Genomic DNA, 24,499 nt, shown 5'->3' with positions numbered 1-24,499 from the left:
AAAAACTAAGACAACTATTGAAAGAGGTCTAGTAGAAATTGAATCACGGAATATATTACAAGAGTTTTCTTCTGAACAGGTTTATAAACTTTTAAAAAAAGACCTCGCCATAAAGCTTAAACAAGTCAAATTGAAGATTGAAGGTTTGAGAAGTAAACTGAGGCAATTAGGAACTGAACAGAAATGGTTTGACTGGGTTGACAATTTCTCAGAACATATCAAAACTCAAACCAATATTTCAGACGAGATGAAAAAGGAGTTTCTCAAGGTTATAATAGATAAAATAACAGTGAACTATGATAATGAGAATAAACTGCACCTTTTAAATATTAATTTTAAAATACCTGTCGTATTAGAAAAAGAAAAGGGTTCCGAAAACGGAACCCAAATATCTATTATGCCAGTTAAACGAGGTCGTAAAAAGTCAAATCAACTCACCCCCGTTCGTGACTACTCCACCGTTACAGATTTTGCTAAGTTTCTTGGCTGATCTACATTTTTATCAAGTAAAACAGCAATGTGGTATGATAATAATTGTAGCGGTATGGTTGTTAACAGAGGTGTTAAAGGTTCTAATGTTTCAGGAACTTCAATAACATGATCAGCAAGTTCTTTTACTTGTTCATCACCCTCAAAAACAATACCTATAATTTTTCCTTTTCTAGATTTTATTTCTTGAATATTACTTACAACTTTTTCGTAATGGCCTTTTTTTGTGGCTATTACAATAACAGGCATGTTTTCGTCAATTAATGCAATAGGGCCATGTTTCATTTCGGCAGCAGGGTAACCTTCGGCGTGAATGTATGATATTTCTTTAAGTTTTAAAGCGCCTTCTAAAGCAACAGGGAAGTTGTAACCACGCCCCAAATACAAGCAGTTTGTAGCTTCTTTATATATATCTGCAATGTATTTAATATGTGCATCAGATTTTAAAGCTTCTTCAACCTTATTTGGTATCAACTCTAATTCTAATAAATGATGACGATAATCTGAACTGCTAATAGTACCTTTTGCTCTGGCTAATCTTAAAGCCATTAAAGTAAGTACTGTTATTTGTGTTGTGAAAGCTTTAGTTGATGCAACACCAATTTCTGGTCCGGCATGTGTGTAAGCTCCTGCATGTGTTTCTCTTGCAATAGTTGATCCTACAACATTACAAACACCAAAAACAAAAGCGCCTTTAGATTTTGCTAACTTAATAGCTGCAAGGGTATCGGCAGTTTCACCTGATTGCGAAATGGCTATTAAAACATCATTTTCTGTAATAACAGGATTTCTGTATCTAAATTCTGAAGCATATTCTACTTCAACAGGAATTCTTGCTAAGTCTTCAAAAATATATTCGGCAACTAAACCAGCATGCCATGATGTACCACAGGCTACTATAATAATTCTGTTGGCGTTTAAGAATTTTTTCATGTTATCTTCAACACCTGCCATTTTTATAATGGCTTGGTCTCTTAAAAGTCTACCTCTATAGGTGTCTTTTATGGCCTTAGGTTGCTCATGAATTTCTTTAAGCATGAAGTGATCATAACCACCTTTTTCTATTTCTTCTAAGTTTAATTGTAGTTTTTGAATATAAGGATCTACTAAAGAGTCATCTTTAATTTTTCTTATTTTAATACCTTTATGGAATCTTAAAATAGCCATTTCTTCATCTTCTAAATAAATGGCATCTTTTGTATATTCAATAAAAGGTGAAGCATCACTGGCTATAAAAAACTCATCTTCACCAATACCAACTGCAAGTGGGCTACCTAATTTTGCAACTACAACTTCTTCTGGTTTATTTTTATCAAAAACAGTAATGGCGTAAGCGCCAATTACTTGGTTTAATGCAATTTGAACTGCTTTACCTAGTTTTACGCCTTCTTCTTTTTTAACATCTTCAATAAGGTTAACTAAAACTTCGGTATCTGTATCAGATTTAAATGTGTAACCTCTAGCTGTTAACTCTTTTTTTAAAGATTCATAATTCTCAATAATTCCATTGTGAATTAGTACTAAATCTCCTGAGTTTGAAACATGCGGATGTGAGTTAACATCATTGGGAACACCATGTGTTGCCCAACGTGTATGACCAATACCAACGTTACCTGTTTTTGTTATTGTTTCGTTTGAAAGCGCTTCAAGGTCTGCAACTTTACCTTTGGTTTTAGATATTTTTAAATCTGTTCCGTCAAATAAAGCTACACCAGCACTGTCATAGCCTCTGTATTCTAAGCGTTTAAGTCCTTCAATTATAATAGGATAAGCTTCTCTGTGACCTAAGTATCCAACTATTCCGCACATAAGTTTTTTTTAATTTGGGTTATTGATTAATAGCTGCACAAATATGTAAAATAAATACTAAAACACCCTAGTAAATTATATAAAGTAGGTGTTTTATACGATGAAATAACACAAAGCTTTAAAATACAGCTTACTATTGGTTTGGTTTAGTAGTAAATATTTTAAGTTTTAAGCGTTTTTCTTCGGGAACATTTGGATTACTACCATACAAAACAGTGCCTCTTGTGGTAATTATAGAGGCTGTTGGTACAGCTGTTACAGCATCATTACTTTTTAAGATATCAGAGCTTCCTGTTACGTTAACATTAGTTGATAATACCAAACCTAATTGTGTGTTTGTAGAATCTCTTAATAAAATATTGTTTAAATGCTCGGTTAAGCGTATTTTATATTTTTTATTAACAGTATCTCGTTGTGTAAGGTGAAATACAATAGAACTTACAGGTGAAGCTGAATTGCTTGTTGGATCTAGAGAATAATCTATTAGAGGTATGTTGTTTTTTACATCGTAAGCATAAATTCTGTCGTATTTATGGAAATCATCATTACCGCCAGTGTTTAAAGCATCATCTTCATATACTTCTAAATGAGCTTCATTGATAAGTTGTTTTAAAACAAAATCTCCTGTAGTACCCTCAACAATGTATTCGCCTTGGTCGTTTTTAGCTCTAAATCTGTTTTTAAAACATTCAAGAGCATCATCATCTACATTACCATCACCATCACAATCAACTAAACCATCAAATAAGTTAATTACAGCCATTGAACCTTCGGTGCCTTTTAGGTATAATTTCTCATCGCCTAAATTTTTATTACCGTTGGTTAATGTTTTAGTATAATTGTTAGAAAATGTATTTAATCTGTTACCAGAAAAGTTGAAAGTATAGGTTGCTTGTTCTTTTTCGCCTTCGCTATCAGTTTCATTATCTTTTTTATAGTAAATAGTGATAGAAGCATCGGTTGAAGCAAAATTTAAAAGCACCATATTACCGTTATTGTTAACCGGTTCTGCTTTAAAGTATAGACCTCTAAAATAATTTTTAAAGTTGTTTGCGTTAACCAATTCTGGCGTACCTTCTTTGTTTAGTATTGTATTTTGCCAAAAAAGCGAGTCTAGTTTTGCTCTAAAAGCTGGAATAAATCTTGTGGTATCTGTTGTGGTAGTTGTTATAATATTGTTGTTGCTTGGTGTAAATGTTGTGTCTAATAATTGTGCGCCGGCAAAATCATCAAAATTAATTAAAGTATTATCGGTTCTAGCAAAGTTATCAGTAGAAGCGTTACTTGCATGCGAATAGTATTTTTGGGTTTCGCCTAAATTATCTGGGTTAAAATCTCTTAAAAAATAAGTATTTTCAAAAATAGATAATTTTATAGGTGATACTTCATCACCAAACAAAGAGTCGCTAATGGTATATGTAGGGAATCCATCATCATCAAAGCCAACGCTTCTGTTAAAGTATGGAATGCTTAAAACAACAGAATCTAACTTAGGGTTGTTGCCAAAATCTGGGTTGTATGCGGTTGCGTTTATTTGTGTAATAACGCTTGCTGTGGTTGAACCAAATTCGGGGTCGTTATAAAAGCCTAATAGGTTTGATGTTAGGTTGCTTACTTGTAATGAGTCTAGTTTTTTGTTGTAACTTATAATGGGGTAAAAATCTAAACTTGTATCAAAATTTGCATTGTCTTCACCTAAAACATCACTTTCAATGGTGTAAAATTCTTTATCGCAAGCAATAAAAGAAGTTACAAGTAATAGTACAAGTGTAGGTGTAGTAAGGGCTTTTAAAATCTTTTTCATGTATACACTAAATGAATGTGTGGTTAACTTAAAACGGTATTATTAAAAAATGTTGTATAAGCTTCGCCAAATTCATCTTTGTTTTTATATTCTAAAATAGGTTTGTTTGCTGCTTCTAAATAATTTTGTAATTCTTCAGGTATGTTTTCAGAACCTATTATTAATGCATCAGAATAATCAATAGCAACTTTCATAAGGTTGTTGTATGATGGTTCATCTAACACTTTAACAGCATCTTCGTTTATGTTGTCAAATTTAATTTTATTAAGCATGTCTTTATTTAAAGTATTGTTAAAACTTTGGTTGTACACCGAAGTAACAATTTTACTTTCGTTAAATAAAGGTTCATCTTTATAATACTCTTTTAAATACACTGGTAATAATGAAGCTAACCAGCCATGTACGTGAATAACATCTGGAGACCAGTTTAGTTTTTTAACAGTTTCAATAACACCTTTTGCGAAGAAAATAGCACGTTCATCATTGTCTGAAAACAGTTCACCATCTTCATCGGTTAGTGTTGCCTTTCTTTTGAAATACTCATCATTATCTATGAAATAAACTTGAATACGCTCTTTAGGTATTGATGCTACTTTGATAATTAGAGGCATATCTAAATCATTTATCACCAAATTTATACCAGAAAGCCTTATAACTTCGTGTAATTGATGCCTACGCTCATTAATATTTCCATATCGTGGCATAAAAATTCTAATTTGCCCACCTTGTTGATTTACTAATCTTGGGGCTTCAAACGACATTGAAGAAATTTCAGTTTCAGGTAAATAAGGCACTACTTCAGATGATACATACAATATCCTCTTATCTTTCATATGTTTACTTTTATTTGGCTTTTATTAAGCCATTTTAATAATCGGGTTAACGATTTTTTTATTAGGGAACATTTTGTTAGCACAGGTTTTTACAAGTACTTTCAAAATAAAAAACACGCAAAAGTACAAAAATTTATGCAAATTGGCTGTAAAATCTTAAGTTTGCAGCCGTTAATTTTTTATTAAATAGTGGAAGTTTACAATAAAAAACAAGAAATATCAGCTAAAATAAAGGTTTTAAAAGCTGAAAACTTAAACATTGGTTTGGTGCCTACAATGGGTGCTTTACACCATGGGCATTTGGCTTTGGTTGAAAGAGCTTTAAAAGAAAATGATAAAGTTGTTGTTAGCATTTTTGTAAACCCAACACAGTTTGATAACAGTGCCGATTTAGAAAAATACCCTAGAACATTACAAGAAGATGTTAACTTGCTTAAAACACTTTCAGAAAATCACATTTTGGTTTACGCACCAACTATTGATGATGTTTATGAAGGAAATACAGTAGCAGAAACCTATGATTTTGATGGCTTAGAACATGAAATGGAAGGTAAATTTCGTCACGGACATTTTAATGGTGTTGGTACTATTGTTAAACGCCTTTTTGAAATAACTACGCCCCATAATGCGTATTTTGGCGAAAAAGATTTTCAACAATTACAAATCATAAAAAAATTAGTTGAAAAATATAATATTCCTGTAAAAATAACGGGTTGTCCTATTTACAGAGAATCTACAGGTTTGGCTATGAGCTCGCGCAACACACGTTTAAAACCAGCGTATTTACAAGCAGCGCCTTTTATTTATAAAACCTTAAAAAACGCTAAAAAACATTTTGGCACAAAAAGTGCTAGTAAAGTAACAGAATGGGTTGAAAATGAGTTTTCTAATCACGAAATATTAAAGTTAGAATACTTTATTATTGCCGATGCTAAAACCTTAAAACCCGTAACACGTAAGTACAAAAACAAAGCATATAGAGCGTTTATAGCCGTATATGCAGATGATATAAGACTTATTGATAATATAGCTTTAAATTAATTATCTTTGCCCCATGCAAATACAAGTAGTAAAATCTAAAATTCACAGAGTTAAGTGCACAGGTGCTGAACTAAACTACATAGGTAGTATTACCATTGATGAAGATTTAATGGATGCTGCCAATATTATACAAGGAGAAAAAGTGCAAATTGTTAATAATGATAATGGTGAGCGCTTAGAAACCTATTGTATTCCAGGACCAAGAAAAAGTGGTGAAATCACACTTAACGGTGCTGCTGCCCGAAAAGTATCAATTGGTGATACTTTAATTTTAATAACCTATGCTTTTATGGGTATTGAAGAGGCTAAGGTGTTTAAGCCTTCATTAGTATTTCCAGATGAGGCTACCAACCTATTAAAATAAACCGTTGCCATTAAAACTAAAAAACATACTTAAAATAACACTCCCACTTTTATTGGGAGTTTTTTTAGTTTGGTATTCATTATCAAAAGTATCGTTAACACAAATTTACGGGTATTTAAAAACATCCAATTATTCATGGATAATTTTAGGTGTTTTTTTGGGCTTGTTAAGTCATTTGTCGCGTGCATATCGTTGGCGTTTTCAGCTAGCACCATTGGGGTATAACATTAGATTTGGCAACAGTGTTATGGCTGTTTTTGCTACGTATTTAATAAACTATACCATTCCAAGGGCAGGTGAAGTTGCAAGAGCTTCTATTTTAACGAATTATGAAGATGTACCGTTTGAAAAAGGATTTGGTACCATTGTGGCCGAACGTATTGCAGATATGGTTGTTATGTTAGCTATTATAGGTATTACACTTTGTCTTCAATTCGATTTTATTTACAGTTTTTTTGCTGAAAAATTCAATCCTACTAAAATTATAGTAGCCATAGCAATATTGATAGCTTTTGGGGTTATTTTAATAGCTTTTATTAAAAAGAGTAAGTTAAAAATAGCTTTGAAAATTAAAGCATTTGTTAATGGTTTAATTGAAGGTGTTTTTAGCATATTTAAAATGAAAAATAAGTGGGCATATATTTTTCACACACTATTTATTTGGGGTATGTATGTACTTATGTTTTACGTAACATCATTTGCTATTCAGCCTTTGCAAGGTATATCAATGGGTGCTATTTTAATAGGTTTTATAGCAGCAAGTTTTAGTATTGCAGCAACTAACGGCGGTATTGGCTCATACCCACTAGCTATTTACGGCGCGTTTTCAATTTTTGGAATTGCCGAAGAACCAAGCATTGCATTTGGTTGGATTATGTGGGGAGCACAAACATTATTGGTAATTGTTTGTGGAGGCATTTCATTAATATATCTACCAATTTACAACCAAAAGAAAAACCGTAAAGCCAATAATAATTTTTAAAGCTGTTGCATAATTTCTTACCTTACGCTTTAAAACAAAAACCCCTTTAGCCATGAAAACATTTAGTACAATTTGTTTGTTTCTACTCTTATTTTTATCTGCGGAAGCTCAAGTTAAATATGAAAATTTTCAGTCTGCTACTTTAGGCGAAGAGCGCCAAATAAAAATACAATTACCACGCGGTTATAATTCAAATGAAGATAAAGTATTTCCTATTTTTATTGTGTTAGATGGCGATTATTTATTTGAAGCTGTAGCTGGAAATACAGATTATTACGCCTATTGGGAAGATATGCCAGATGCCATTGTGGTTGGTGTAAACCAATTAGGTAAGCGGTTTGATGACTGTTTGTACTCTGAACAAAACTCACTGCCTATTGAAACCGGTGCAGCCTTTTTTGAGTTTATTGGTACAGAACTTATACCTTATATTGAGAAAAATTATAGGGCTTCAAACTTTAAAGTAGCTGTTGGCCACGGAGAAACGGCTAATTTTATAAATTACTATTTATTAAAAGGCGTACCGTTGTTTCAAGCCTATATTGTAATTAGTCCAGAGTTAGCTCCAAATATGTTAGATTATATTCCAGAGCGTTTACAAAATGTAGAATCTAAAATATTTTACTATTTGGCAAATACTGAAAATGATAAAAAATCTATCATACAAATGACGGAAGCTTTACATAAAGACCTTTCGGTAATTGACAACAAAAATTTTACTTACGGTTACACATCATTTCAAGAAACCTCGCATTATTCAGTGCCAACACACGCAATACCCAATGCTATTGAAAAAATATTTAAAGTATTTCAACCTATTTCGAAACAAGAATATAAAGACACTATTTTAGAATTAGAAGGATCTCCTGTTGATTATTTAGTTGAAAAATATGAAACCATTAAAACGCTTTTCGGCCTAAATAAAAAGATTTTAATAAACGATTTTAAAGCCATTTCAGCAGCTATTGAAAAAACAGAGCAATTTCAATATTATGAAGCGCTAGGTAAAATTGCAAGAAAACAATACCCCGAAACACTTTTAGGAAGTTATTACATAGCTAGGTTTTATGAAGAAGGTGGCGAGCCTAAAAAGGCAATGCGCACTTATCAATCGGCTTACATGTTAGATGAAGCTGCTGGTATAACAAAAGATTTGGTGTTAGAAAAAGCCGAAGCAATTAAAAGTGATTTTGGGTATTAATAAAATTCAAAACAATAACTTAAAAGTTTTATAAAACATACATGGCAAAAGTAAAAACAGCATTTTTTTGTCAAAACTGTGGTGCGCAATATGCTAAATGGCAAGGGCAATGTAATGCTTGTAAAGCATGGAACACTATAGCCGAAGAGCTTATTGAAAAGCCTGAAAAAGCAGGTTGGAAAGCAACAACCACTACAAATAAACGCGTTTCAAAACCATTAAAAATTAATGAAATTGATACAACTGAAGATGCTAGATTAAATAGTTTAGATGCCGAGTTTAATCGTGTTTTGGGTGGCGGTATTGTTCCTGGTTCATTAACACTTTTAGGTGGCGAACCTGGTATAGGAAAAAGTACACTACTGCTTCAAATTTCTTTAAAATTACCATACAAAACACTATATGTTTCTGGCGAAGAAAGTCAAAAACAAATAAAAATGCGTGCAGAACGCATAAACCCAAGCAACAGTAATTGTTATATTTTAACTGAAACTAAAACACAAAATATATTTAAGCAAATTGAAGCTTTACAGCCCGATGTTGTAATAATAGATTCTATTCAAACACTGCACAGTGATTATATAGAATCATCAGCAGGCAGTATTTCGCAAATAAAAGAATGTACAACAGAGCTCATAAAATTTGCAAAAGAAACAGCAACTCCCGTAATTTTAATAGGTCATATTACCAAAGATGGCCACATTGCAGGACCTAAAATTTTAGAGCATATGGTTGATACTGTATTACAGTTTGAAGGCGATAGAAACCATGTGTTCAGAATTTTAAGAGCCAATAAAAACCGTTTTGGTTCTACTAATGAATTAGGAATTTACGAAATGCAAGGTGCTGGTTTGCGTGAAGTATCAAACCCTTCTGAGATTTTAATTTCAAAAAAAGATGAAGACTTATCGGGTAATGCCATTGCTGCCACTTTAGAAGGCATGCGCCCATTAATGATAGAAGTACAAGCTCTTGTTAGTACTGCTGTTTATGGCACGCCACAACGTTCTGCCACAGGTTTTAATGCTAAAAGATTAAACATGCTTTTAGCTGTTTTAGAAAAACGCGCAGGTTTTAGGTTAGGCGCTAAAGATGTTTTTTTAAATATAACGGGTGGCATAACAGTAGATGATCCTGCAATAGACTTAGCGGTTATTGTAGCTATACTATCATCAAATGAAGATGAGCCGCTACAAAACAATTTCTGTTTTGCAGCCGAGGTTGGTTTATCTGGTGAAATAAGACCCATTCAGCGTGTTGAACAGCGTATTTTAGAAGCTGAAAAATTAGGATTTTCAACTATTTTTGTGTCTAAATACAGTAAAATATCATTAAAAAATACCGTTATAAAAATTCAATATGTATCTAAAATTGAAGATTTGGTTAGTTTGATTTATTAACCTGTAAATCAATATTTTGTATGTTTATTGAATTTTTTTCATTTGCATTTCATCGATTTTTTGAGTTGTTTAATCGATAAAAAATGAAATTTTATTAGGTTTTCTTCTGCCTATAGTTTAATATTGCCTTGTTAATTGCTTTTTCTCTCAAAAGTATATTAATCCATTTGGAGTAAAACGTAGTGGTTGTTTAGTGTTAGAAAATTAGGTTCTAATACAATTAACAATTAATCTATGAAAACAGTATCTTTTTTAAGAGTAGTGTTTTGGGCTGTATTCTTAACAACAGTAAATTTACACGCACAATATTGTACACCAAGTAATATTGGTAGGTTTAACACTAACTATATTTCTAAAGTAACATTTGGAGGTGTAAATAACACTTCAGCAGGCTCAACGGGAGGTTATACATACTTCTCAAGTCTTCCAACAGAAAATATTGAAATAGGCCAAACTTTAACAGGAACCGTTAGTGTTACCCTCAATAAATGGAACGATCAAAATAATACGGTAGCTATTTGGCTTAATTTTAATGAGAATTCAGATGATGATTTTGAAGATAGCGGAGAGCGTTTCATATTCAATATAAGAGGTAATAGAAATGGATGGCGAGGAAGTAAAACCTTAGATGTGCCATTTTCAATAAATATTCCTCAAGGCGCCGATGTGGGTAATTCTAGAATGCGAGTAGCCTTTAGAACGGGTACTAACACCAATTTTTCTTCTTGTAATTTTAATTGGCAAGCTGGAGAAATTGAAGATTATAACATAAAATTTATTTCAAATTCTGTACCGCTTATTGATACAGATAGTGATGGTATTGCAGATGTTGTTGATGTTGATGATGACAACGATGGAATTTTAGATTGTGTTGAAAAAGGTATAACATATGGCACAATATCTGAAGTCTTTTTACTTAGTGGAACAGCCGTTGAAGTGTCAGATGATGAGTTTCAATTAACAACATCAACCAACTATCAAGCAGGAGCTGCCACAATTAAAGAACGTATTAACTTTGATACAAGTTTTTCGTTTTCTTTTGATGCTTTTTTAGGAGCCTATGATTATGGGGCAGATGGTATTGCTATTATTTTTCATAATGATCCCGCAGGAGCATCGGCAGTAGGAGCATCAGGAAATGGCTTAGGTGCTAAAGGAATTAAAAATGGAATTGTACTAGAGTTAGATACATATTACAACGGATCTTTTTTAGGTGATATATCTCAAGATCATGGCATGATTTGGGATTCAGACAACCAAACCAGCTCAGGTTTTTTAACGGCTTCTACTAATTTAGGGCAGTTAGAAGACAACCAGTGGCATACCGTTACCATTTCATGGAATGTAAATACAAAAACCATAAGTTATTATGTTGATAGCACTTTAGCTGGAATTTATACCGGAGATTTAATAAACAATTATTTTGGCGGTAGTAACCTAGTGTATTTTGGCTTTTCAGCATCTACTGGGGGTTTAAATAATCAGCAAAAGGTTAGATTTAACAGTGTTTGTGATATTCCTTTGTTTGTAGATACTGATAATGATGGCTACCCCAATAGCTTAGATATTGATAGTGATAATGATGGTATACCAGATAATGTTGAAGCTCAAACAACTTTAGGTTATAATTTACCTAGCGGAACAGTAAATACAACAGGAGCTTATAAAGGACTTTGGAGCAACTATGGTATAGGCATTATACCTGTTGATACTGATGCTGATACAATACCAGATTATAAAGATTTAAATAGTGATGATGATGATTTTAATGATATTGAAGAAAATGGTATGCCAAATAGTATTTTAGGTACAGATACTGATAAAGATGGATTAGATGATGCATTTGAAACTAATGGTGTAAATGATACAAACTGGGACGTTAATGAAGCTATTGAAAACCCTTCTAACGCATCTATTTTACCAGATTCAGATACCGATGTTAACACCGGAGGAGATCTAGATTATCGTGATGTGCCCGTAACCGTTGTGTACCCTTCAATAGCATCAGTAGATTTTGATGGTGTTGATGATTACCTTCAGGGAGACAGCGTATTAAATGGCCTAGGCGAATTAACCATTATGGCCTGGATAAAACTTGAAGAAGATGTTAACGGTAATACAAAATTATATGTTCTTGGAGAAGATACAGGGTGTAGGCTTTTTGTTAAAGATGGTAACAAAGTGCAATTTGGTATAAAAACATCAAAAGGTGTTTCAAAAAACCTAAATACAGGTTCTATTAATAAACATGAATGGCATCACGTTGCAGGTTCATTTTCAAACGCTTTGGGTACTGTAAACATATATCTAGATGGTGAAAAGGTTAAAACCTCGCGCAGTTTATTGCTATCAGGCGCTAAAATTAAAACCACTTCTAAATGGAATGGTAATTTTGAAATAGGCCGTATTTCTAGAGATATTACTAATAAACAATATTTTAAGGGTGAAATTGATGAGGTTAGGGTGTTTAATAAAGCATTAACTGATACACAAATTCAAACTATGGTATATCAAGAAATTCAAAACAATAATGGCAATGTTAGAGGTGTGGTTGTGCCAAAAGATATTGTTGATTTTGATACTAAAACTACTGTACCTTGGAGTAGTTTAGTTGCATATTATCCTATGACTGATATTGCATCAAACAAAGTGTTAGATTATTCAAACAATAACAACAATCTAACAATGTTTAACATATCAACAATACAGGAACAAACAGCACCAATGCCTTATGAAACCATTTCAGATGGTAATTGGAGCTCACAAAGTACATGGTTACATGGTAATCTTTGGGATGTTGAATCTGTTCCAAGTGACAGAGAGTGGACTATAGTTAAAATTGAAAACGATATTGAAATAGCATCATCATTTTCTTCATATGGTTTAATAATAAACAATAGAAAAACATTAACTGTAAACGGAAATAATGTTATTAAAAATACAGGGTATTTTGAGCTTAACGGTGCTTTAGATTTAATGAACGATTCACAATTAATTCAAACCAAAACAAGTGATTTAGTAACATCGGCAGATGGTAAAGTGTTAAGAAGGCAAGAAGGTACCCCAAGTGCTTTTTGGTATAACTATTGGGCGTCTCCTGTAGGGAAAGCAAGTGTTACCACCTTGGAAAATAACAATGCTTCAACAAATAACGTAAACAATACACCATTTCAAGTAGGTATGTTAAAAGATGATGCAGGATTTAATATGCAGTTTACATCAAATTACACGGCTAGTGGTAATATTAGTTCATACTGGATGTATACATACAAAAACGGTAAAACCTATTGGGATTGGGCCCGCGTAACACCCACTACAAATATAGAGCCAGGTGTTGGTTACACACAAAAAGGAACCGGTGTGCCTTTTGAATCTCAACAATACGTTTTTGAAGGTAAACCAAATAACGGTACCATACTTGTTGATGTTAAAGATGTTGGTGGACCAGGTTCTGTGCCAGAGGTTTCAAGAACAAATTACTTGTTAGGTAATCCGTATCCTTCAGCTTTAGATATCCATCAGTTTATAAGAGATAATAGAGGTGTTATAAATGGTAATATTCAATTATGGCAGCAATGGAGCGGAAGTTCACATAACTTAAGTGAGTACAACGGAGGTTACGCACAGGTTAGTTTATTAGGTGCAACAAGAGCTTATCAGTTTTCGGGTATAAGCGGTTTAATTAATTTACTGCTGCCTGGTGGTAATTTATTGGCAACTAAATATTTGCCGGTGGGTCAGGGTTTTGTTGCCGAAATTGTTTCAGACGGTAAGGTAGAATTCAATAATGCACAAAGAGCATTTATTTTAGAAAAAGATGCCAGAGGTAGTTTTTACAGCGGATCTGTGTTTTTTAAAAACAATTCAAAATCAAACAAATCATCACAAAATGCTATAGTTGAAAATGTAATAGAAGAAGATAGCCCGTTTAAAAAAATACGATTAGCATTTACAACCGTTACAGGGCCTGAAACAAACCGAGAATTATTATTAGGATTTAGTGATGAAACTACTGATGGGTATGATTACGGGTATGACACTAAATGTGATGAAATTAACAACAACGATTTAAATCTAGCTTTTGAAGGCGAAAACATGAATATGCAAGCATACGCCAATGTAACGCCAGATAAAGTAGTGCCATTAAACTTTAAATCTTCAGGGCAAAACGCCTTTAAAATTAAAATAACCGAATTGATAAATTTTGAAGAAACTGATGAAATTTACATAAAAGATAATTTTACCGGTGAGTATTTTGATTTAAAACATAACGATGCATTTAATTTCACTTCAGAACAAGGGAAATTTAATGACAGATTTCAAATAGTATTTCAATCTCAACAACAATCACTAAGTACAGAAGAAGCACAGGTTGAAGAAAACTTTATTTACTATTTAAATAAAGAACGTAAATTATATGTAAAAAAATCAACCGCACCAGTAAAAAGAATGGCCTTAGTAAGCATGACAGGGCAAACCATTTTAGAAATGAATAATGTTTCACCCGAAACATTATTAAACGGTATTGATGTGCCCAACGTAGCAACAGGAGCCTATGTGGCTTATTTAAGAACCAACGATAACCAAGTGCTTACCAAAAAACTCATTATAAATTAAGCAACCAAAGTTTCCTAAATACATATCAACCAAAAACCATAAAGCTCAAAAATGTTTATTCTGTTTTTGAGCTTTATTTTTTAAATTAAAAATTAGCTAAAACCTTGCTGTTATTCATCTGTTTTTTTTGTGTTTCATATTTTAAAACATACGTAATAACCGTTTTTTACACTGCTTTATCGAAATGAACAATAGTTCTTTTTAATGTATGATTTTTAAGATTACTTTTGAAGTAAATATTTGGTTTATAAACAAAACGTTTTAATCAAGTATTTTATTCCCTCTTAAAATAAATAATCCATTTAACTAAAATTTAAGTGCGTTTTTTCGCTTAAACACTAGCTTTTATCGTTAAGTGTTAGTGACAGTAACGTTGCTTTCGTGTCTAAATAGTACCACAACAAATGAAAGACCATGAAAAACAAATTTTGGATTATTATAGTATTTTGCCTTTGTATTGTTATTAACAACAATGTTTATGCTCAAGATACTGATGGCGATTCTATTGCTGATTCAGCAGATTTAGATGATGATAATGATGGTATTCCAGATTCACAAGAAATTAACTGTGCTGCCTCTTATATAGATCTAAGTCAAACTTTTAATGATAGAACATCAAACCCAGGTGTTGTAAATAATATATATCCTCACGGTGGTGTTACAGTAGACTTTACATATTCATTAGTAGGTACGGCAACATGGGCTTCAGGGGTTAGAAGTATTACAGGCGCAGGTATTAGTGGTAGTTATATACAAACACAGGTTAGAAATTCAGATTTTCCAAATGGAGATGTAGCAGTATACAGGTTTAGTTTTTCAGAGCCAGTTTATAACTTGTCTTTCAAAATGGGTGGTTTTGATAACCAAGATAGAGCCGATGTTTATGCAAATAATAGTGGTGCTAGTAAAACGGTTTCAATAACCGATATAAACTTAAGTGGTGGTGCTGTTTCAGGAAATTCTGCATATGATATTAATGGTGTTAATGGAAATGCACCGTTAAATAGTGTGCAAGTAAATATTTATGGGCCATTAAATGAACTAATTATTGAAATTGCAAAAGATGATGGCGAATCTGCCAATGCAACCATTCAAATGTATGAGTGGCAGTATTGTGCAGCAATACATTCTGACAGTGATGGAATTCCAGATCATTTAGATATTGATTCAGATAACGATGGAATTCCTGATAATGTAGAAGCACAACCAACCATAGGCTATGTGGCACCTAGCGGAAATGGTACAGCCATGACAGATGCCAATAATGATGGTGTTGATGATAATTACGGAGCAGGTTTATTAACACTTGAAGATACAGATAGAGATGGTATTCCTGATTATATTGATCTTGATGCTGATAACGACGGAACTCCTGATATTGAAGAAAACGGTATGCCAAATACAATTTTAGGTGCCGATGCCGATAATGATGGTTTAGATAATGCTTTTGAAACAACCAACACAAATGATGCGGTTTTAGATGCTAATGAAGATATTGAAAATCCATCAGATTTATCAATTCTTCCAGATGCTGATGGTGATTTAGCCTCAGGTGGTGATTTAGATTATCGTGACGTTTTTACACCCAATCCTCCAGTTTCTGCAACTATTGATTTTGATGGAGTTGATGATTATTTGTCTACAACAGCCTTTGTTGGTGGGCAAAATAACATTACAATTATGGCTTGGATAAAGTCTGATTTAGGTAATTCAAGAGATATGATTATTGCAGGCGAAGATACTGGCTGTAGTATTTGGCTTAAAGATGGTGATATTCCAATGTTTACAATTAAAACTACAGCTAATTCAGCTGTAACACTTAGTGCGTCATCTGCTGTTAACTGTAATGAATGGCACCATGTGGCAGCATCTTATAATAGTTTAACAGGTTTAGTGTCATTGTATGTTGATGGTAATTTGGAAACATCTTCAAACTTAAGTGTCATTGGTTCAGCTATTCAAAATTCTGTAAACAGTAACGGTAATTTTGAAGTAGGACGCTTGTCTACAACCTTAGCCGATAAAAAATATTTTAAAGGTGATATTGATGAGGTTAGAGTTTTTAATACAGCCTTAACAACAAGCCAAATTCAAGGTATGGTTTATCAAGAAATAAATGAAAGTGCTGGTAATGTGTCAGGTGCTGTTGTTCCAAAAAATATTCAAGACACCCAAACCAATGCTACTGTTTCATGGGCTAGCCTTATTGCGTATTACCCAATGACAAATATAAAAACAGATAGAACAACAGACTATTCAGGGCATAACAGGTTATTGTATTTAAATAACATAACAACTGTACAAGAACAAACAGCGCCAATGCCATATAGAGCTGTGTCTTATGGGAATTGGAATTCAGTGTCAACATGGGCACATGGTGGTGTTTGGGATATAGAAGATGTTTCAAAAAACAAAGCATGGAGTATAGTAAAAATAGAAGAAGATGTAGTAACAAACAATTCGCATACTAACTATGGTTTAATAATAGATGCAGGAAAACGTTTAACAGTTTCAGGCGATAATTTAATAAAAAACACATGGTATTTAGAACTCAACGGCACCATAGATTTATTAAATGACTCACAATTAATACAAACAGAACAAAGTGATTTGGTTACCACAGCCAATGGTAAAATATTAAGGCGTCAACAAGGAGAGTCCAACCCATATCGATACAATTATTGGTCTTCACCAATTGGGGCACAAAGCGCAACCAGTTTATCCAACAATAACGCATCAACAAATAATACAAACAATACGTCGTACAGATTGAACATGATTAAAGATGATGCTGGTGCAAATTGTTTGTTCACATCAAATTATACAGCAAATGGAAACATTAGTACCTATTGGATATACACTTATAAAAATGGCGTAACATATTGGGATTGGGAGCGCGTAAGTACTTCTAGAGACTTAACTCCAGGTATAGGTTATACCCAAAAAGGAACAGGTATTGCGGCTTCAGAACAGGAATATATTTTTGAAGGAAAACCTAATAACGGCACTATATTGGTAGATGTTGAAGATAAAGGTGGTGCTGGTTCAGAGCAAGATGTTTCAAGAACTAATTTTTTATTAGGAAACCCATATGCTTCAGCTATAGATATTCATAAATTTATTGATGATAACCAAGGCGTTATAGATGGCACACTTCAATTATGGCAACAATGGAGTGGAGATTCTCACAATTTAAATGAATATAACGGAGGTTATGCACAGGTAAATAAAACAGGAGGTGTAAGGGCATTTCAGTTTGTTGGTATTAGTGGTGCGCACAATGGCTCACAAGATGGTACTTTAGTGCCGTCAAGATACTTACCAGTAAGCCAAGGTTTTGTGGTAGAAGTAGTTGCTAATGGCCAAGTAGAATTTAATAATACGCAACGTGTATTTGTAAAAGAAGCCGACGCCGATGGAACTTACAATAACGGATCGGTGTTTTTTAAAGGCGGAAATTCAAAATCAAAAATATCAAAAGCTGTCGCGCAACCTGAAACAGAAAAACCTGTTATGCAAAAAATACGCTTAGAGTTTAGTGCGCTTTCAGGGCCATCAACACATCGTGAATTGTTACTAGGGTTTAGTGATTTTACTACAGATGGTTACGATTATGGTTATGAAGCCAAATCATCAGAAAGCAATAACAACGATTTAAATTTATCGTTAGAAGGTGAGAATATGAACATACAAGCCTACGGTCCAGTAACCGAAGACAAAGTAGTGCCGTTAAATTTTAAGTCTTCGGGAAGCAATAGTTTCGAAATAAAAATTTCTGATAAAGAGCATTTTTCTGAAGAGCAATCAATTTACATTCGTGATAATATGTTAGGCGTTTATTTTGACTTGTCAGAAGGTGAAGCATACAGTTTCACATCAGAACAAGGTAAGTTTAATAATAGGTTTGAAATTGTATTTCAATCTGAACAACAATCACTAAGTACAGAAGAAACGCAGGTTGAATCTAATTATGTGTATTATACAAATACAGACCATAAATTGTATGCAAAAAAATTAAATGATACTGTAAAACGTTTAGCTTTAGTAAGCATAACAGGGCAAATAGTTTTAGAAAAACAAAATGTGTCTCCACAAGTTTTACAAAATGGTATTACTGTACCAAAGGTGGCATCAGGCGGATATGTTGTGTATTTAAGAACAGATGATAACCAGGTAATTACCAAAAAAATTATTGTAAATTAAATTATAACACTTCAAAATAATTATACAAAACAATAAGAAGTCAAAACATAAGGTTTTGGCTTTTTTTGTGTTTTAAAACCAACCTTTTCAGGATAAATTCTTAAATTCGCATCCTTATATGAATTTCGAGTAAATGAGCGCTAAATTTCCTGAATATAAAGGACTTGACTTGCCAAATGTAGCAGACCAAATACTGCAATATTGGCAAGAAAACAATATTTTTGATAAAAGTATAACCTCAAAAGAAGGCAAAGATACCTTTGTGTTTTTTGAAGGACCACCATCTGCAAACGGTTTACCTGGTATTCACCACGTAATGGCACGAGCTATTAAAGATATTTTTTGTAGATATAAAACCCAAAAAGGGTATCAAGTTAAGCGTAAGGCAGGTTGGGATACTCACGGGTTGCCTATTGAACTTGGTGTTGAAAAAGAATTAGGCATTACCAAAGAAGATATTGGTAAAACTATTTCGGTTGAAGATTATAATGCCGCGTGTAAAAAAGCCGTAATGCGTTATACAGATGTGTGGAATGACCTTACTGAAAAAATGGGCTATTGGGTAGATATGGATGACCCTTATATAACCTATGAGCCTAAATATATGGAGTCTGTTTGGTGGTTACTAAAACAAATTTATAGCAAAAATTTACTATATAAAGGGTACACCATTCAGCCATATTCACCAAAGGCAGGAACTGGTTTAAGTTCGCATGAACTTAACCAACCAGGTACATATCAAGACGTAACTGATACTACTATTGTAGCTCAATTTAAAGTTAATGTAAGAGATAAAAAAGCATTAAAGTTATTCAATAATCCTTTCTTTGGAAAGGAAATAAGAACTGTTGGAGATCAATTCTTGAGTAAGGCTAATGTTGAAGTAGGAAAGAATGTTTACTTTTTGGCTTGGACTACAACGCCTTGGACTCTTCCAAGTAATACAGCTTTAACGGTAGGGAAAAATATTGATTATTTGTTGGTGAATACAAAAAATCAATACACTGGTGAAGAAACGAATGTAGTTTTGGCTAAGAATTTGTTTGGAAAGTATTTTGATGCTCCTGCTAATAAAGAACTTATTGCAGTTGGGGGCTACGCAGCTAATGAATTGGTAAATAAAGGTAAAATTTCTCAATATGCAATTCTTGGGGAATTTAAAGGGGCAGATTTAGTTGGAATTACGTATGAGCAATTATTACCTTATGTATTGCCAAATGATAATCCTGAAAATGCCTTTAGAGTAATTTCTGGAGATTTTGTTACTACCGAAGACGGTACAGGTATTGTACACACAGCACCAACATTTGGAGCAGATGATGCCTTGGTAGCAAAACAAGCTACACCAGAAATACCACCACTATTGGTAAAAGATGAAAACGATAATTTAGTACCTTTAGTAGATTTACAAGGACGTTTTCGCCCAGAATTAAAAGAACTTGGTGGCAAGTACGTAAAAAACGAATATTATAATGAAGGTGAAGCACCAGAGCGTTCTGTTGATGTTGAAATTGCCATTAAATTAAAAGAAGAAAATAAAGCCTTTAAGGTTGAAAAATATAAACATAGTTATCCGCATTGTTGGCGTACAGATAAACCAATTCTATACTATCCGCTAGATTCTTGGTTTATTAAAGTAACCGATGTTAAAGACAAAATGTTTGCCCTAAACCAAACCATAAATTGGAAACCAAAAAGCACTGGCGAAGGCCGTTTTGGTAATTGGTTGGCAAACGCAAACGATTGGAATTTATCGCGCTCACGCTATTGGGGTATTCCACTACCAATTTGGAGAACCGAAGATGGTAAAGAGGCGCTTTGCATTGGCTCTGTTGAAGAGTTAAAAACTGAAATGCAAAAAGCTGTTGAAGCAGGAGTTTTAGCTGAAGATATTTTTGCCGATTTTGAAGTAGGCAACATGAGTAATGAAAACTACGCAAAAGTAGATTTACATAAAAACATAGTAGATCAAATAACATTAGTATCGGCTTCAGGAAAACCAATGAAACGTGAAACCGATTTAATTGATGTTTGGTTTGATTCTGGTTCTATGCCGTACGCGCAATGGCACTATCCGTTTGAAAATAAAGATTTAATTGATGAAGGCACAACCTATCCAGCAAATTTTATAGCTGAAGGAGTAGATCAAACACGAGGTTGGTTTTATACGCTTCATGCCATTGGCACAATGGTGTTTAATTCTGTGGCTTACAAAAACGTGGTGTCTAACGGTTTGGTGTTAGATAAAAACGGCCAAAAAATGTCTAAACGTTTAGGTAATGCCGTAGATCCGTTTACAACACTTTCAAAATACGGGCCAGATGCCACACGTTGGTATATGATTAGTAATGCCAACCCATGGGATAATTTAAAATTTGATTTAGAAGGTATTGAAGAAGTAAAGCGTAAATTCTTCGGAACACTTTATAATACGTACTCGTTCTTCAGTTTATATACAAATCTAGATAATTTTAAATATACTGAAACTGATATTCCATTAGCTGAAAGACCAGAACTAGATAGATGGATTTTATCTGAATTACACACTTTAATTAAAAAAGTAGATGCTTTTTATGCTGATTATGAACCTACAAAAGCAGCTAGAGCTATTTCAGATTTCACACAAGATTATTTAAGTAACTGGTTTGTACGTTTAAGTAGAAGACGTTTTTGGAAAGGCGATTACCAAACCGATAAAATTTCGGCTTACCAAACACTATACACTTGTATGCTAACCATAGCAAAGTTGGGTGCGCCAATAGCGCCTTTCTTTATGGATAAATTATACCAAGATTTAAATGCTGTAACTAAAAAAGAAGCCTTTGAAAGTGTGCATTTAGCAGATTTTCCGGTGTATAACGAAAGCTTCGTTGATAAAAGTTTAGAGCGTAAAATGGAAAACGCGCAAACAATATCATCATTAGTTTTATCGTTACGTGCTAAAGAAAAGATAAAAGTGCGCCAACCACTTCAAAAAATAATGATTCCAATTGATAATCTTCAACAAAAAGAAGAAATATTAGCGGTTTCAAACTTAATAAAACATGAAGTTAATGTAAAAGAAGTTGAGCTTTTAGAAGACGCCTCTGATATTTTAGTAAAACAAATTAAGCCTAATTTTAAAGCTTTAGGCCCGCGTTTTGGTAAAGATATGAAGTTGGTGGCCAACGCCATTAAAGATTTTGATGCAAATGATATTAAAAAAATTGAAAAATCTGGTGAATTAGCGCTTGACATTAATGGAAAAAATATTACTTTAGGCCTTGAAGATGTAGAAATTACATCACAAGACATTGAAGGTTGGTTGGTAGCCAATGAAGGCGCATTAACTGTAGCCTTAGATGTTACAATTACTGATGATTTACGTAGCGAAGGCATAGCCAGAGAGCTTATTAATAGAATTCAAAACTTACGTAAAGATTCAGGCTTTGAAGTTACTGATAGAATTGACGTAAAACTTCAAAAAAATGAACATATAGTTAGTGCAATAGACACAAACAAAGCTTACATAAAAACGGAAACATTAGCCGAAGAGCTTGAAATTATTGATAATTTAGAACAAGGTATTGAAATTGCTTTTGATGATATAAATACCAAGTTGTTTATACAAAAACATTAAAATTATGGGATCCACAAGTGCAAGATATTCTGATGCAGAATTAGAAGAGTTTAGAGTTTTAATTCAAGAAAAAATTGATAGAGCACAACACGATTTAGAGCTTATAAAAAGTGCGTATATGAATGACCATAATAATGGTACTGATGATACATCACCAACATTTAAGGCTTTTGATGAAGGTAGTGAAGTTATGAGTAAAGAATCTAACTCGCAATTAGCCATTCGTCAAGAAAAGTTTATTCGAGATTTAAAAAATGCCATTATAAGAATTGAAAATAAAACCTATGGTATTTGCAGGGTTACGGGTAAGTTAATAAATAAAAAACGTTTAGAGCTTGTACCACATGCTACACTTAGTATTGAGGCCAAAAACATGCAAAAATAATTAGTCCTTTATTTAATTAAAGGAGTTTTAAAAAAACGCCAATCATAAATTTAAATGAGTGGCGTTTTTTTTATAAAAACAATTATATAATAATTACTCTAATGTCATTAAAAAAATCTGCTATAATTATTGTTTTAATTTTACTTGTAGACCAAGTTAGTAAACTTTATATAAAAACACATTTTCAGCTTCAAGAAAGTATAAAGGTTTTTAATTGGTTTCAAATATATTTTATTGAAAACGATGGAATGGCTTGGGGTACTAAAATTAGTGATTTTGTAAGTTTTATAAATGATAGAACTGCAAAAGTAGCTCTAACTTTATTTAGAATTGTAGCAATTTGTGGTATTGGGTATTGGCTGTTTGATGTTACTAAAAAACAAAAACCTAAGGTGCTAATTTTGGCGTTAGCTTTTATTTTTGCCGGTGCTTTAGGTAATATTATAGATTCTGTTTTTTATGGTGTTTTGTTTAGTGATAGCCTTATTGATGTAGCTACTTTTATGCCCAATGAAGGCGGATATGATGGTTTACTGCACGGTAAAGTTGTAGATATGCTTTATTTTCCGTTGTGGAAAGGGTATTTGCCACAGTGGTTACCGGTAATTGGTGGCAAATATTTTACGTTTTTTGAGCCCGTTTTTAATATTGCCGATGTAGCAATTAGTACAGGTTTTGTTATGCTTATTGTATTTAATAAAAAAGCGTTTCCAAAAAAATAATTATAAAAATATTTTAAAAGTAGTTGCTATATCTTTTTTGCTTTCAATTACTAAAATATCTTGCATTTTTGTTAGTGTTGCTGTACTCAATTCATTCAAATTAACATTAATACCATTATCTGTAATCTCTAAAACCGATTTGTTGTTTTCTAAATAACTTTGTATTTGTATTTTAGGGTGTTTGTGTGAGTGCCTGTTTTTTATGCCGTTAGTAATTAAATTTAGCAATATGCGCTCAATATATTCTGCTTTTATGTTTATAGATTTAAGTTTTGAAAAATCTGAATCTATTTTCGCATTAGTGTCTATAATTACAGGGCTAATAGATATTAAAACTTGACAAAGTACGTTATTAAAACTAATAGCATTATATGTTGGGGTGTGTTTTATCTCACTTAAAACACTTAAGGTTTCATTAATTACTTTATTAATATTTTTGCGGCTGTTGGCTGTATTATTTTTTTCTTCTGAAATACTAAAGGTGTTAACCAATTCAGACACTAAATTTAAATTATTTATATGCGATTTTACATTATGTAAAGCAATTTTATTATAATTTCTAGGCTTTTTTGGTTGCTGTTTAAAAACATTTGGTGTAGCGTGAGAAATTAAATTATCAATGTAATCTGATGTGTTTTCAGCTTGTTCATAAAAAAACAAATATCGTGAAGTATTGTTGGGTTTTATAAAAAAGGTGTGTTTGCTAGAGCATATAAAATAAGTATAACTGCCAGCGCTGTTTTTTAAACGTATGCGTTGTTTAAAATGGCTATTATTTTTCGCATAATTTATAAAGTTATGTTCAAAACTTGAAGCGTCTTCAAAATGAATAATTTTGTTTAAAAAGATTTCTAACGTTTGATTTGCTTGCAATGAAAAACCTAGATTTGATAAAAAAACTTCAGACCAAAGTAGTTTATCATTATCCTTAAGTTCCCAAAATGCAATATCACTTACTTGTTTATTGATACTGTTATTTAATAGCATTTTACTTTAAGTTATTGAGAGAAATGAGAGTAACTTATTGTAA

15 protein-coding genes are annotated in these 24,499 nt (G+C 32.7%); 11 read left to right on the top strand and 4 right to left on the bottom strand.

Annotated elements, in window-relative coordinates; translation table 11 throughout:
- Nucleotides 1–490, top strand: a 490-nt coding sequence (locus ACXAG4_RS15170; RefSeq protein ID WP_475296939.1) for a hypothetical protein, incomplete at its 5' end; no start/stop codon positions are given.
- On the opposite strand, the gene glmS is transcribed toward ACXAG4_RS15170, so the two are convergent.
- From glmS to ACXAG4_RS15155, 3 genes are all read right to left on the bottom strand, one after another.
- The gene (glmS, locus tag ACXAG4_RS15165; RefSeq protein ID WP_475296938.1) at nt 451–2,298 is read right to left on the bottom strand and encodes a glutamine--fructose-6-phosphate transaminase (isomerizing); all 1,848 of its coding nucleotides are present in this window, start codon (nt 2,296–2,298) and stop codon (nt 451–453) included. The two genes, ACXAG4_RS15170 and glmS, sit on opposite strands and share 40 nt — an antisense overlap.
- Nucleotides 2,299–2,431: 133 nt before the next feature.
- On the bottom strand, nt 2,432–4,102 hold the full coding sequence (locus ACXAG4_RS15160) for a DUF4270 domain-containing protein (protein WP_475296937.1): 1,671 nt from the start codon (nt 4,100–4,102) through the stop codon (nt 2,432–2,434).
- A 23-nt stretch (nt 4,103–4,125) separates the two neighbouring features.
- Complete coding sequence (locus ACXAG4_RS15155; RefSeq protein WP_475296936.1) at nt 4,126–4,935, bottom strand: glycogen/starch synthase; 810 nt, start codon at nt 4,933–4,935, stop codon at nt 4,126–4,128.
- Between the two features lie 189 nt (nt 4,936–5,124).
- Between ACXAG4_RS15155 and panC the strand changes: the two genes are divergently transcribed.
- The 10 genes from panC (at nt 5,125) to ACXAG4_RS15105 (ending at nt 23,469) form a co-directional block, all read left to right on the top strand.
- On the top strand, nt 5,125–5,976 hold the full coding sequence (gene panC / locus ACXAG4_RS15150; protein ID WP_475296935.1) for a pantoate--beta-alanine ligase: 852 nt from the start codon (nt 5,125–5,127) through the stop codon (nt 5,974–5,976).
- A gap of 13 nt (nt 5,977–5,989) precedes the next feature.
- Nucleotides 5,990–6,340 (top strand): aspartate 1-decarboxylase, encoded by a 351-nt coding sequence (panD, locus tag ACXAG4_RS15145; RefSeq protein ID WP_475296934.1) that lies wholly within the window; start codon nt 5,990–5,992, stop codon nt 6,338–6,340.
- A 52-nt stretch (nt 6,341–6,392) separates the two neighbouring features.
- On the top strand, nt 6,393–7,322 hold the full coding sequence (locus ACXAG4_RS15140; RefSeq protein ID WP_475296933.1) for a lysylphosphatidylglycerol synthase transmembrane domain-containing protein: 930 nt from the start codon (nt 6,393–6,395) through the stop codon (nt 7,320–7,322).
- 52 nt (nt 7,323–7,374) lie between these two features.
- Entirely contained in the window at nt 7,375–8,523 is a 1,149-nt protein-coding gene (locus tag ACXAG4_RS15135) for an alpha/beta hydrolase (RefSeq protein ID WP_475296932.1), read from the top strand.
- 41 nt (nt 8,524–8,564) lie between these two features.
- Nucleotides 8,565–9,923, top strand: coding sequence for a DNA repair protein RadA (gene radA, locus ACXAG4_RS15130; RefSeq protein ID WP_475296931.1), 1,359 nt, complete (start codon nt 8,565–8,567; stop codon nt 9,921–9,923).
- A gap of 234 nt (nt 9,924–10,157) precedes the next feature.
- Nucleotides 10,158–14,540 carry a lectin-like domain-containing protein gene (locus ACXAG4_RS15125; protein ID WP_475296930.1) on the top strand — a complete coding sequence of 1,461 codons (4,383 nt, stop codon included), beginning with the start codon at nt 10,158–10,160 and terminating at the stop codon, nt 14,538–14,540.
- Between the two features lie 414 nt (nt 14,541–14,954).
- Complete coding sequence (locus tag ACXAG4_RS15120; RefSeq protein WP_475296929.1) at nt 14,955–18,743, top strand: LamG domain-containing protein; 3,789 nt, start codon at nt 14,955–14,957, stop codon at nt 18,741–18,743.
- A gap of 133 nt (nt 18,744–18,876) precedes the next feature.
- On the top strand, nt 18,877–22,362 hold the full coding sequence (gene ileS, locus ACXAG4_RS15115) for an isoleucine--tRNA ligase (RefSeq protein WP_475296928.1): 3,486 nt from the start codon (nt 18,877–18,879) through the stop codon (nt 22,360–22,362).
- Between the two features lie 4 nt (nt 22,363–22,366).
- Nucleotides 22,367–22,747: a TraR/DksA family transcriptional regulator gene (locus ACXAG4_RS15110; protein ID WP_475296927.1), complete on the top strand. Its 381-nt coding sequence runs from the start codon at nt 22,367–22,369 to the stop codon at nt 22,745–22,747.
- Between the two features lie 101 nt (nt 22,748–22,848).
- On the top strand, nt 22,849–23,469 hold the full coding sequence (locus ACXAG4_RS15105) for a lipoprotein signal peptidase (protein ID WP_475296926.1): 621 nt from the start codon (nt 22,849–22,851) through the stop codon (nt 23,467–23,469).
- Here the strand turns inward: ACXAG4_RS15105 and ACXAG4_RS15100 are convergent, their stop codons facing one another.
- Nucleotides 23,470–24,456, bottom strand: coding sequence for a PAS domain-containing protein (locus ACXAG4_RS15100; protein WP_475296925.1), 987 nt, complete (start codon nt 24,454–24,456; stop codon nt 23,470–23,472).
- Nucleotides 24,457–24,499 lie beyond the last annotated feature (43 nt).

This window comes from Seonamhaeicola sp. ABD4_175 (genome assembly GCF_056160885.1).
The sequence above is the reverse complement of the archived record's forward strand: the minus strand, read 5'-3'. Positions and strand labels throughout refer to the sequence as shown.